This is a genomic window from Microcoleus sp. w1-18aA5 (genome assembly GCF_036701705.1).
Lineage (GTDB): Bacteria > Cyanobacteriota > Cyanobacteriia > Cyanobacteriales > Microcoleaceae > Microcoleus.
In genome coordinates this window covers 28392-41107 of sequence record NZ_JAUPTE010000057.1, presented here as the reverse complement: position 1 = coordinate 41107, position 12716 = coordinate 28392, and the positions used below count along the sequence as shown (strand labels likewise).

The following is a 12716-nucleotide window of genomic DNA, read 5'->3' as shown; positions in this document are numbered from 1 at the left end:
GGACATTTTGACCTGAACCCTCAGTGAGATTAATCTGTTATTCTATCAGGCCTTACACTAGAATGAAATAGCCCTGTGAAACTGGTAGGACTTTTAAGTTAAAAAGCTTCAAATTCCCAAATCAACAATCGTGAACGGTCATCTGGCTTCATACTTCAGCATCCAGATGACCGTTCACTTTTCCATTAAAGCCGTAGACTTGACGACTACCAACAAACGGCACTAATTGAACTTCCCTTTCATCTCCTGGTTCAAACCTGACTGCTGTACCTGCGGGGATATCCAACCGCATTCCTTTTGCTTGTTCTCGATTAAATTCTAAGGCTTCGTTTGCCTCATAAAAGTGATAGTGTGAACCAATTTGGATGGGTCGATCGCCTTTATTTCCTACCAGCAACCGCACCGTTGGGCGATCGGCATTTAATTCTATTTCGCCTGCTGAAACAATCATTTCTCCGGGAATCATTTTTTCCTCCTCTGAGTATCGGTGGTTGATTTTTTAACGGATCGGATCGTGCACTGTTACCAACTTTGTTCCGTCGGGGAAAGTCGCCTCAACCTGGACTTCATGCACCATTTCTGCTATCCCTTCCATCACATCTTCCCGCGTCAGGAGAGTTGTTCCATAACTCATTAAATCGGCGACTGTGAGGCCATCTCTCGCTCCTTCTAAAATGGCGGCGGAAATGTAGGCGAGTGCTTCTGGATAGTTTAATTTTAAACCTCTTTGTTTGCGGCGTTCTGCTACCAGGGCGGCGGTGAAAATCAGCAGTTTGTCTTTTTCTTGGGGGGTGAGTTGCATTTTTATTCTTGTAAGTGCGATCGCATTATTTGGTGATGATATCGTTTACGGTTGTTTCTGAATGATTAAACCGCAAAGGGCGCAGAGGGCGCAGAGTCAGAAAAGAGAGACAGGAATAATCTTGTTAGCAGGGCAACTCTACATTGAAACTCAAAGATCATCCTATTTTATCCAAACTCTGGGTAAACAGCAAGGGCGTTCTGAAAAAGATAAGCGCAGCAAGTGCCAAATGCTGACAAACCAGTCTCTCGCTGCGGCTGTGGATGTACCGCGATATCGGCACAGCAAACCGTTAGGAATACGAGTCACGCCGACGGTGGAATTACCAGGAGAAATTGTTGCCTCAGATGGCAAATCTCGCACTTTTTCCATGAGCTCGGCTGTAACGGGTTCGCCTACCCAAGCGAGGGTGGCAACTACGGGTTTTCCTGCGAGGCCGTGAGGACTTTCGAGCATTTTTTCTCCTCCTTTGAGCAATTGTCTGTCAATCCATAAAGGGCTGTTTTGTTGCCAAATTTCGGTGTGCGAGATCCATTCTCCAGACAAGAACTTTTCGCCCCTAGCACTGCGTCCAAATCTGGTAATTTCCCACAGTAAAATCCTCGCTGTTGGTGCTAATTCTACCCGCAAATTTTGCCGATATATTGCGCCGTCAAAAACTATAGTTTCTTGTGGCAGCCATTCTAAATTAGCACCAGTATCTAGCTGAATGTCAATATTTTGTTGTGATTCTAGTCCGCTGCTGCGATAGATTTTACTAGCAGCGGCGCTGGTAATCAAGGCTTTCGCCTTGGGTTGGAGGTGAAAATGGCTGGAAAGTCGATCGCCCCCGACAACTCCCCCACCCGTGTGCAAGATGACGCTGTGACAAATCTCTTTCCCTTCAGGATAAAACGGGCGCTGCACCTTTAGGGGTGCTTGCATTTGATTGTGAATGATTTGAGTTGCACCGGATCGGTTAGCGTAGGCTAAATTCAGGCTGCCGTGCCATCCAGTTTGAATGTTCTTGGTAGGTGTTTCAGTCGATTTTTGAATCACAGATTTTTACGATTAAATGTTAAATTGGAAACTTTTTTCATTTCTTTCGAGATGTATACTTATTATTTTTTTGCTAATATTACATAGTCATCAAGCCCATAATGCGGCTCGTAAGGTAATTTAAGGTGCTGGCGGAAAAGTGGACTGATGAATTTCTGTACAGGTAGATTTTCTCTAGCAAACTTGCCAAAATTAGGATGGGATGTCCTGCTACCGATTGAATTTAAATATTTATACCAAACTAAGTTTAAGCCCAGTTCATCAACAAATTGTCTTACTACACTTAGCTCATGTTGGCAATCATCAACTCGACGAACATTGTATGGGATCAGCAACTTCTTATCTTGAATAATTAGCAAAGCGTAACCCGAATCATTCAGGCTGTTTGTAAATATATCCTTGTAAATTAGAAGGGATTTTTCTCTTCTCTCCTCATCGTTAAAAAAACAGTGAGAAATCACTATAAAATCAAAGAATTTTTGAGGCAGTCTTTGAGATTGATTTTTCCCATCAAATATACTAGAAGTGTCAAAACGAAAGTAAGCATTCATCGCCTGGGGTTCCATGTACTGCCGCCAAAACTGGAGTCCGCGATATTGAAAAGCTTTTTGCTGTTCCAGAGAGTAGTATGATATGTGCATTGGTGGCATTGAAAAAAAGTCGCTACTGCTTTGCAGCAACAAACCGAGTCCGTAAGCAACAGTACCCGGCCCAGCAGCAATATCGAGGATATTAACTTTAGTCGGTAATAATCCAGCCTTGTAAATCAGGAACCAAGCTAGATATGTACAGTAGACGTTATCTAGGAAATACCTAATTAAATAGACGTGAGGACTTAGCTCAAAATTGTATTTAGGATCTTGTCCTTCTTTCAGTTTCTGTATATCGTCAATAGCTTGTTCAAGTAAATAATCAATATTGTTTTTTTCCCTGCTCAACTTATTAAGCTCATTCTTAATAAATCCAGCCAAATGTTGTTCAAAATTATTAAATGTTTTGTCGTCAATGCCAGTGCATTGAATCATACTCTCATCGCAGTCTATCAATTTGAAATATTTTGAAATATGTTCAATGAACTTTGTGTCGGGAAACAATGTTAATTGATCAATCCGCGCCAGCGAATCGTCAAGTTGCCCGAAGCTTAGTTGCATTTCTAATTCTTCTAAATGCCGCTCGGCTTCTTTGATGCGGTCATTTTTTTTCTGTAATAACTTCTCAAGCTGTAGGCGCTCTTTAAATAGCTTCTGCTGCCATGAGAGTTTTGCCCCGGAATTTTCTATTTGTTTTAACAGTTGTTTGGCAAGTCGATTATTTTGACTCTTAACGGCTTCGTTAAACTGATGGGAACGCCACCAGTTAGCTAGCGAGTTATTCATAGCCAAATCCCTCTTTGCCTTCCATAATTTCAACATCGGGGAGCAGCGCAATTAATTTATTTTTAAACTTGCGATAACTCTGTTGTTCGCTATTGTACCACCAAGCGTACTTGTGTTTAAGAGCTAATGCTTCCTCGCGAGTTGACGCAATTAGCGATCGCCCGTTGCTGGCATGAAAATCCTGAATCACCACTCTATCTACAACTGCCAGCTTGCTAATAAAATCCGCTTCATCTTCCGGTAAGGTAGGGAGTAGTGGCGTCACAGTTATAGAAAATCTGACTTCGCAATTTTCTTGGTAAGGAAAGCTGTATTTCAGTTTTGCCATAGCTTTGAGTCTCGCAGGAATACTCGGCGACTTTGGTTCAAAATCTTTCCTTACTTTTTCGCTACCAGTGGGAATGCTCATGTTAATTCGCAACCGCTGAAATTTCTGTAAAATATCGATATCTCTAGTTATCATAGGACTGCGAGTTTGGATAACTAGCGTCGGTTGATAGGAAAGCATTACTTGTAACAAGTACCTAGTTAATAGTTTTTTAGTTTCAATGGGCTGATACGGATCGGTGACACTACTCATGTAAATGCTAGGTGGTCGATCCGGGTTTTTCTTGTACCAACTATGCAACTCTTTCTTTAAAATATCGGTGGCATTTTCTTTGATGATAACCCAATTTCCCCAATCCTGACGCATCTGCGAATTAGGGCTAAAAGCAGCAGCATAACAATAGCTGCATCCGTACTGACAGCCGCGATAAGGATTTAGCGTGAAATCGTAAGCACTGATAAATCCAGTAGCTTTGTTAAGCACTGACTGTGCATTTTGTGCATACACTTTAGAACTTCCGAAGTTTTCTTTGAGTGCGACAGTGTGTTTCTTGCCGATGGAATATTCTTCATACTGAGACTTTACCATGATTGAACCTGCTACAGTATTAAAATGGAAAATGTTTATAAATGAGAAAGGCAAGGGCGCTTCTATCTTGCTACTTCACTGTACCCCACTCAACAAATGTTAGCAAAAAAGTGGGTAATTAGTCAACTTTACAATAATTTTTTTGAAGAACCAACAAGTCAGCTCTTTAAACTCCACGCTAAGCTCGATCGCGAATGTAATGCAAGCTTACGGATTTACTGACAGCGACGATATTTTAGCAAAAGTGCTGGAATTAAACCTAGAACTGGCCAAAAAAGAAAAACGGGGAGAAGCGGTAGTTGGGCCTTGTTTCCCAACCGACTAAAAATACTAATCGCTGTAGCCCTAAGTTTTCTAAATTTGCGTATAATCACATAGATTGTTGATTGAGATCACAAACACTCTAGTCTAAAAAGAGAGATACTAGGGGAAGCGTTGAGTTTTGAGTGAAATAATTCAAAATTCAAAGTTCAACACTCAAAACTGCTTTCGACCTTCAGCATAAGTGCATTCTGCTTTTCTTCGCTCAATTACTCCTGATTAGTTTGGGAGGAACTTCCAATGTTATTATTTACCCACAGTCAGTCCAAGAATAGCAAAGTAGAGCAAAAGCACTATGCTCAAAAAGATTTGTTACAAACTTCAACTATTAATCTAACTGGGCTAAAGGCAGAATGCAAGCATTTGCGGATCGGTCAAAAGATTAGCTATGGCTATGCTTTAGCTATCGGCATAGCGATTTTGGGAACTGGTGCGGGAATGAGATTCGGAGACTACTTTCGCAAGCAAGCTTTAGTTCAGGTAAATGTGGCGCAACAGCAGCAGCAACTGCTGCAAAATTTGCAAAATACCGTATTTGAAGCCCGATCGCACGCGGCGAGATTGCCAGTCGTTTTGGGAAATGCCGTATGGCTGCAATACGAACACGATCGCTTTTTCGGGCAAATCAATCAAGCAAAAATTCTGATTGCAGAAATTGAATCTTTCGCACGAGAACATCCCGATCGACTAGCAACAGAAGAGGCCACATTGCAGGCTATCTTGAAGAAATCTGCCCTCGTCATTGATTACTACGGTCAGCTAATTAAATTGCAGTTAAAAGAAGCGGAAGTTTGGAATTTGCAGCCCAACAGCATCGAGTCCGCACAGCTACAAATGTTGAGGACTAGCAGCGGCCAAGAGGCGATCGTACTAGATAACCTTGCTCAAAGTTTAACTGACCTAATTTCTACCGTAGAAATTCATAAACAGGAAGGAACTCAAGCATTAGAAGAATCTGAAAAATTGCGAAACCGAATTATTCTCGGAAGTATGCTAATTTCAGCACTCATCGCCGCCGCCCTAGCGGACAAAACCAGCCGCGGGATCGCCCAACCCCTCGAAACCGTCACTAATGTCGCTCAGCAAGTCGCTCGCGAATCGAATTTTAACCTGCAAGTACCAGTCACAACCGACGACGAAATCGGAGTTTTAGCTGCCTCTTTCAATCAATTAATTCAGCGAGTTAGCGAGTATACAAAAGAACTCAAAGAAACTCAATCCCAATTAATTCAAACCGAAAAAATGTCATCTCTCGGTCAAATGGTGGCAGGGATAGCCCACGAAATCAACAATCCCGTCAACTTCATCGGCGGAAACATTGACTATGCCAACCAATACATCGAAGATTTGGCAGGTTTGGTAACTCTCTATCAAGAATATTATCCTAACCCACCAGATGCCATTGTAGAGCGCATTGAAGACATTGAACTCGAATTTCTCAGAGAAGATTTACCAAAAACCCTATCTTCGATGAAAATGGGAGCCGATCGCATTCGCGAAATTGTCGTATCCATGCGTAATTTTTCGCGATGCGACGACGGAAAAATGAAATCAGCCGACATTCACGAAGGAATAGATAGCACCCTCGTCATTCTCAATCACCGACTCAAACAAGGTATTCAAGTTATTAAACAATACGGCAAGTTGCCTGCGGTTGAGTGCTATCCCGCGCAACTGAATCAAGTATTTATGAATATTATTAGCAATGCAATAGATGCGCTGGAGGAAGTGAAAAAGGCAGACAAATGCTATTCGCCAACCATTTGGATTAGCACGGAAATCACGGCAGACAATACTGTCATAGTCAAGATTCGGGATAACGGGCCGGGAATTGCGTCCGCAAGTACCCAACAGATATTTGACCCATTTTTTACTACAAAGTCGATCGGTAAAGGTACTGGATTAGGATTGGCTATTTCCTATCAAATCCTTGCCAAGCATCAAGGCAAAATTGAGGTAAATTCTCAAATAGGACAGGGTACGGAATTTGTGATTACTTTGCCAGTTGCTGCGTAATATCACGCGGGGCGACTTCGTTTTTGTGTGTCGGGAGTCAAGGTTGTGAAGTCTCGATTAGGCCGGTTTACGGGATATATAACTTATATTCTTATATTACAGATATTGGTGAACCAGCGCCTACAGACATCATGGTTTTTTTACCGGACATGAGATGGCGATTAGTGCCGAATAACATATTATTCGTCGCTTTTAAAAATTAATCTCGTCTCCCTAACATTAACTGAAGCGCTCGCTCTATAAAGATTCTAACAGCTTTTTTGACCACCAAAGTACAGCAGTGACTTTAACAGGTTTGTTGTCGCTATTTAAACTTTTGACAAATTTTGTGTCGCTTCTTAAAAAACGAAACTTGTAAAAATTAGACAATCAAAGTCCTCTTGAGGCGTCCTGGTGATACGGGATTGTACCCTCGATCGAATGTCCTAAAGCCTCCCCATCACCTACGTTCTCGATCGCAATACAATGTTTCTAACTTTTGGCATCGCCGGGGCCGAAACTCTCAACGCCGAGCGCGTTTACATTATTATCAACACTTGAGATTATTCCGGCTATCGGGACTGTCACCCCCATTATATTTAAGCCATTCAAGAAGTATTTCGGATAGGGACACAATAGGGGAAAGAACGTGATGCACTCTCTATCTTAATACTTCTGATTGAGCTAAAGAAGACATAAATAATTAAATCAATTAGGCAATAATGGGGGAGTGCCTTGCGAAAAAAACTTGGTTTTGTTACGGCAATGAAGTTGCTGGTGGCGTTTGCGATTCCTGTGAGTTAAGTCTGCCAGCGTTTAAGGAGTTAGGTTTACAAGATCCGCTGCCTTATCCTCCCAACCATAAAACCTATAGATAAAAAATTTCTTAATAATTTGGTCACAACAGTTGACTGAAGCTTAACCAACGGATAATCTATTTTAATGACAGTTTCTTCCAAATAGCTTATAATAGTTATGCAATTTTCAACTGCCACTCAAACTCTTAAAAATCATGAAGCGGCGGCATTTTGTTGGGTTATCGCTATTGTCTGTAGCAAGCTGTTCTACAACAGTAAATCAATCTAATCGCAGTTCTTCCAGTTTGGTCGTAAGTGAACCTGAAACCCTTGAATTTGCTGTAACTGATGTTCAGGGTGCAGAAGATTTGCAGCAAAATTATCAAACCTTTCGGACTGTTCTTGGGGAAGTTTTGGAGAAAAAAATTGAATTGTTCCCCGTAGATAACTATATAGCAGCAGCCGTAGCTCTCCAGTCGGATCGCCTAAAATTAGCTCTAACAGGGCCATCTGAATATGTGATTATGCGGGCCCGGACAAATGCTGTTCCCATCATTGCCATCACCCGCCCGGACTATCACTCAATTATTGTTGTTCGTGCCAATAGTGAGATTAAGTCAGCAGCACAATTGAAAGGTAAAACAATAGCTATGTGGAAAATAGGTGCAACTGGTGGTCATCTAGGCCCGATTAAAATTCTCCTGGATGCTGGCTTAAATCCCCAATCCGACTTCAAAATCTCAATGTTGGAAAGAAAGGGCTTGCAGGCTCTCAAACAAGACCAAGTTGATGCCTTAGCAATTGGTGTGAATAGATACAAAGATTTACTCAAAACAGACGGTTTATCAACCAATAATTTTCGGATTATTGCCACAGGGCAACCCTTACCTAGTGATTTGTTTGTTGCTAGTAGTAACCTGCCTAATACTCTTGTTGAAAAAATTCGCAATCGCCTGGTAGAAAATCAAGATCAGCTAATTGAAGCAATTTTAGTTGGGAAAGATAATGATAAGTATCAAGGAGCTAAACTGATGCCAGCTAACGACCGTGATTATAACATGATTCGTGAAGTTTATAAGGCTATTGGTCAGGGGAATGTCTTTTAAGGTTAAATTTTATCTAATGCCTACTTTGTAGTAGGGCTTTAGCCCTTAATCCTCCATAAAATCTAGGGAAGATTGCCTACTATGAATAAGAGACTTTATTTATGTGCATTTACTAATAAAGTTGTTAAAATTTAGCTCAGGTTGCCAGTATGCACAAGTTTGAACAGGGAGAGAATAGGGCTGTGAGGTTCAAAAACATTATCCTAAATAGACGAAAAAATAATATCGCTGTCACTGAAGGATCTCGCGACCTCAAAAATCCTCTCAAAAAAACTCCCTTGACTGCAATTAACCGCTTCATTTCTCGGTTAAGCATTGCCAAAAAAATTAATTATGGCTACTCACTAGCAATTGGAATAGCCGTACTAGGAGCCACAGGGGGAATGATCTGTGGAGACTATTACCAAGACCAAGCTTTCCAAGCTCTAACTTTCGCCGACCAGCAACAGGATTTGCTCAGGGATTTAGAATATTCCGTGCAGGTAGTGCAGTCACATCCCAAACGACTAATATCTATCTTGGGAGATTCAATCTGGTTTGAATATGAAACTGCTAAGTTCTCGAAAGATGTTAAGGTCGTTAAAAAACTTATTGCAGAAATAGACACTTTTAGTGAAAAACATTCCACAGAATTAGCAGTAAATTATGCTGAATTAAAGAAATTGTTAGATGGTTACACAACTGCGACAGATTCGTATTCTCAATTGCTCACATTTTTTTGGCAAGAAATAGCTTCCTCCTCGCTAAAACCAGAAGAAGTTAAAGAGGCACAGCAGCAGGTATTGGATTTAATTAGAGGGGATAGAGCAGTTAAGCTCGATGTTAAGTTTGAGCGACTGTCAGAGAGTTTAAGCTTGATGACAGAAGTAGCTAAGGCACAGCAAATACAAGCCTACATTAATTTTAAGGTGGCTGAGAAATTGCGAGTGCAAATCATCGTAGCGAGTATGTTAGTGTCAGTTGTGATCGCTACTTTTCTAGCCATCTGTACCAGCCGCGCGATCGCCATCCCTATCCAAGCTGTAACCAGCGTTGCTAAAACTATTACTCAACAAGCAAATTTTGATTTGCAAGCACCTGTCACCACAGAAGATGAAGTAGGAACCTTAGCAAAATCCATCAATCAATTAGTTCAATGGGTAGCAGAATACACCGATGAATTAGAGCTGGGTCGCCAAACTTTGGAAGAGCGAGTAGAAGAAAGAACAGAAGAGCTTACAGCAGCGCTTCACCAACTTAAACACACCCAAACCCAGTTAATTCAAACCGAAAAAATGTCCAGTTTAGGGCAGATGGTGGCAGGCGTCGCCCATGAAATAAACAACCCTATTAACTTTATTCACGGCAACCTAGAATACGCCAACGAGTATGTTATAAACTTGCTGCATTTACTTCGTCTCTATCAGCAGGAATACCCGCAACCCACAGAGGCGATCGCAGAAGAAATCGCAGAAATAGAACTAGACTTTATCACAGAAGATTTACTAAAACTGCTTGAATCTATGAAAATAGGTTCAGAACGCATCCGGCAAATAGTTTTGTCTTTGCGAAACTTCTCTCGCTTAGATGAAGCTCAAATGAAATTAGTTGATATCCATGAAGGTATTGACAATACACTATTGATTTTGAACAGTCGGCTCAAGCAGGGAATTGAAGTTGTCAAAAACTATGGAGAATTGCCAGAAGTAGAGTGTTATCCAGCGCAGCTAAATCAAGTATTTATGAATATTATAGCCAATGCGATAGATGCACTAGAAGGGTCATCCCAGGACTCTAAGAAAGGGAAAAGTCCTCAGATTTTAATTCAGACGCAAAAGTTGGATAATAGCCAAATTCTGGTGCGAATTTGCGATAACGGCCCTGGCATTCCATCCGCCATCCACAGTAAGCTATTTGACCCATTTTTTACAACTAAAGAACCAGGAAAAGGCACTGGTATCGGACTCGCAATTTGCTACCAGATTGTGGAAAAACATCGGGGGAAAATAGAGATAATTTCATCTTTGGGAGGGGGAGCAGAGTTTGCGATCGCACTTCCCGTCTCATCTCAAACTTGAAGCTAGATATTGTCTATTTTGAGGACATTAATATGTTAACGACGGCACATAATTTGTTATTCGACTATTGAAACTCAGTTCCCACAGCCGCCCAATTTCCCAAACCAGCCGATTTGCTCAACGAGTTGAAGACCGGACGTAAAAAATCCGGCGCGAACTTGGCAGGCAAATATAGAGGCCCTTTTGGACTTAGTAAAAAACCATTAGCGCGAAAATTGAGCGGCAAACAGAAATCTTGGTGACAAGAAATCTGAAACCGTTGAATCACAAATGATGGAAATGGATGGGGGCGGAGGGACTTGAACCCACACGACCGTTTCGGGTCAACGGATTTTAAGTCCGTAGCGTCTACCATTCCGCCACGCCCCCCTTTGGTCTAACTGCTGTGGTTTTGAGCCACTAACAGCAACAGCCTTTTATTCTACAGGCAAAACCCCAATTTACGCAACCCCTAATCAAAAAATTCTCAAAAGTCGCGCTGGATCTCCCCAAGCGGTACAATAGTTAACCAGCTAACGGAGCGTGTCAACTGACTTACCCGTGTTATTAATCCCCTAAAGCAAATCTATGTATATTACCTTACTGCTTTACGCCGTCTTGGCAGGAGCCTACCTCCTGGTAGTACCCGCGGCCACCTACGCTTACCTGAACAGCCGCTGGTACGTCGCTACCTCTTTTGAGCGCGGCTTCATGTACTTCTTGATGTTCTTCTTCTTCCCAGGTATGTTTCTCCTAGCTCCTTTTTTGAATTTTCGGCCCAAACGGCGGCAGATAGAAGCCTAAATGCGACGTATTGACGTAATTGGAATCAGTGTCGGCTTTTTTGTAGCAGGTGGGTTTGTCTACTTGCTACTGCAATTTGCCGGACTCGACAGTATGAATGCAGGGATTTGGAGTCAGTTATTTTTGGTCGCCGGCTTGATTGGCTGGCTGGTGACTTATTTATTTCGAGCACTGACTCAAAATATGACCTACAGCCAGCAATTGCAAGACTACAAAGAAGCTGTCTTGCAGAAGCAGCTAGATGCACTCACTCCTGAAGAATTAGCCAAACTTCAAGCCGAAATTGAGCAGGAAAAAGATAATTAGTCAGTGGTTAGTGGTCAGTTGTCAGTTGTCAGTGGTTAGTTGTCAGTGGTTAGTGGTTATATCATGTCCGGTCGAGCGATCGCGATTTTTGTAGGGGCGGGTTCACCAACAATACCGCCCATAATTGACAATCTCAAAAACCCGCCCCCACCGGGCTATTATGGTTAATTCATCGGACATGATATTAGTTGTTATTAGCTAATACCAACTGCCAACAACCAACTGCCAACTGCCAACAACCAACTGCCAACAACCAACTGCCAACAACCAACTGCCAACAACCAACTGCCAACAACCAATGACTGATGACTAATAACTAATGACTATTTCTAATTGTTTTGAAACGTTACGCAAGAACCACCAATGTGCATTGATTCCTTTTATTACTGCTGGCGACCCAGACTTGGAGACAACGGCTAAAGCACTGCAAATTTTGGATGATAACGGTGCAGACGCGATCGAGCTTGGCGTTCCCTATTCTGACCCGCTAGCTGACGGGCCGGTGATTCAAGCCGCTGCTACAAGGGCTCTACAGCGGGGAACGCGGTTAGATGCGGTGCTGGAAATGGTAGCGAAAGTTAGTCCAAATTTGCGATCGCCCATCATTCTCTTCACATACTACAACCCGATTTTGTACCGAGGTATAGAAACCTTCTTGCAGCAAATCAAAAGTGCTGGAGTTCAGGGATTGGTTGTACCAGACTTGCCCTTAGAAGAAGCCGACAGTCTCATCCAACCTGCCAACAAGTTAGGGATTGAACTAACATTATTAGTTGCTCCCACCAGTCCCAAAAGTCGTATAGAGGCGATCGCTCGTCAGTCTCAAGGATTTATTTACTTAGTCAGCGTGACGGGGGTGACGGGAGTACGCGAAGGCTTAGAAACGAGAGCAAAAGAGTTGCTGCAAGAACTTCGCGCCGTCACCGACAAACCCATCGGCGTCGGGTTTGGTATATCGAAACCCGAACACGCTCGTCAAGTTAAAGAATGGGGTGCAGATGCTGCGATTGTTGGCAGTGCTTTTGTCAAACGCTTGGCAGAAGGTACTCCAGAACAGGGCTTAGAGGCGATCGGCGAATTCTGCAAAAGTCTAAAAACAGCGATTCAAAATCCTTAGCAACTGTACAGATACTTTCAGCCATTAGACAGATGTGTGCGATCGGGATGTGCCATCACAATTGCGATTAAAGACCTTGTTGTACTTGAGATAATACACCAC

At 42.3% G+C, this 12716-nt stretch carries 12 protein-coding genes and 1 tRNA gene; 7 read left to right on the top strand and 6 right to left on the bottom strand.

Annotated elements, in window-relative coordinates; genetic code table 11:
• Positions 1–148 precede the first annotated feature (148 nt).
• The 5 genes from Q5691_RS19395 to Q5691_RS19375 form a co-directional block, all read right to left on the bottom strand.
• Positions 149–466, bottom strand: a complete 318-nt coding sequence (locus Q5691_RS19395) for an urease subunit beta (protein WP_333158442.1) — start codon at positions 464–466, stop codon at positions 149–151.
• Between the two features lie 33 nt (positions 467–499).
• The gene (ureA, locus tag Q5691_RS19390; protein ID WP_006635319.1) at positions 500–802 is read right to left on the bottom strand and encodes an urease subunit gamma; all 303 of its coding nucleotides are present in this window, start codon (positions 800–802) and stop codon (positions 500–502) included.
• Positions 803–964: 162 nt separating this feature from the next.
• On the bottom strand, positions 965–1840 hold the full coding sequence (locus Q5691_RS19385) for an urease accessory protein UreD (RefSeq protein WP_333346404.1): 876 nt from the start codon (positions 1838–1840) through the stop codon (positions 965–967).
• A 62-nt stretch (positions 1841–1902) separates the two neighbouring features.
• Positions 1903–3216 carry a photosystem II assembly protein gene (locus Q5691_RS19380; protein ID WP_333346401.1) on the bottom strand — a complete coding sequence of 438 codons (1314 nt, stop codon included), beginning with the start codon at positions 3214–3216 and terminating at the stop codon, positions 1903–1905.
• The gene (locus Q5691_RS19375) at positions 3209–4132 is read right to left on the bottom strand and encodes a radical SAM protein (RefSeq protein ID WP_333230298.1); all 924 of its coding nucleotides are present in this window, start codon (positions 4130–4132) and stop codon (positions 3209–3211) included. The genes Q5691_RS19380 and Q5691_RS19375 overlap by 8 nt, the downstream gene beginning before the upstream one ends.
• A 142-nt stretch (positions 4133–4274) precedes the next feature.
• Here Q5691_RS19375 and Q5691_RS19370 point away from each other — a divergent pair, with 142 nt between their 5' ends.
• The 4 genes from Q5691_RS19370 to Q5691_RS19355 all read left to right on the top strand — a co-directional run bounded on the left by Q5691_RS19370 (position 4275) and on the right by Q5691_RS19355 (position 10408).
• Positions 4275–4457: a hypothetical protein gene (locus tag Q5691_RS19370; RefSeq protein WP_333215583.1), complete on the top strand. Its 183-nt coding sequence runs from the start codon at positions 4275–4277 to the stop codon at positions 4455–4457.
• Positions 4458–4693: 236 nt separating this feature from the next.
• Positions 4694–6469 (top strand): ATP-binding protein, encoded by a 1776-nt coding sequence (locus Q5691_RS19365; RefSeq protein ID WP_333215585.1) that lies wholly within the window; start codon positions 4694–4696, stop codon positions 6467–6469.
• A 991-nt stretch (positions 6470–7460) separates the two neighbouring features.
• On the top strand, positions 7461–8351 hold the full coding sequence (gene phnD, locus Q5691_RS19360) for a phosphate/phosphite/phosphonate ABC transporter substrate-binding protein (RefSeq protein WP_333215587.1): 891 nt from the start codon (positions 7461–7463) through the stop codon (positions 8349–8351).
• Positions 8352–8500: 149 nt separating this feature from the next.
• Positions 8501–10408 carry an ATP-binding protein gene (locus tag Q5691_RS19355; protein WP_333312326.1) on the top strand — a complete coding sequence of 636 codons (1908 nt, stop codon included), beginning with the start codon at positions 8501–8503 and terminating at the stop codon, positions 10406–10408.
• 284 nt (positions 10409–10692) lie between these two features.
• On the opposite strand, the gene Q5691_RS19350 is transcribed toward Q5691_RS19355, so the two are convergent.
• Positions 10693–10777, bottom strand: a tRNA-Leu gene (locus Q5691_RS19350).
• A gap of 198 nt (positions 10778–10975) precedes the next feature.
• Here Q5691_RS19350 and ndhL point away from each other — a divergent pair.
• From ndhL to trpA, 3 genes are all read left to right on the top strand, one after another.
• Positions 10976–11191 (top strand): NAD(P)H-quinone oxidoreductase subunit L, encoded by a 216-nt coding sequence (gene ndhL, locus Q5691_RS19345; protein ID WP_193972727.1) that lies wholly within the window; start codon positions 10976–10978, stop codon positions 11189–11191.
• Entirely contained in the window at positions 11192–11497 is a 306-nt protein-coding gene (locus Q5691_RS19340; RefSeq protein ID WP_333104690.1) for a DUF3007 family protein, read from the top strand.
• Between the two features lie 319 nt (positions 11498–11816).
• The gene (gene trpA / locus Q5691_RS19335) at positions 11817–12614 is read left to right on the top strand and encodes a tryptophan synthase subunit alpha (protein ID WP_333215590.1); all 798 of its coding nucleotides are present in this window, start codon (positions 11817–11819) and stop codon (positions 12612–12614) included.
• Positions 12615–12716 lie beyond the last annotated feature (102 nt).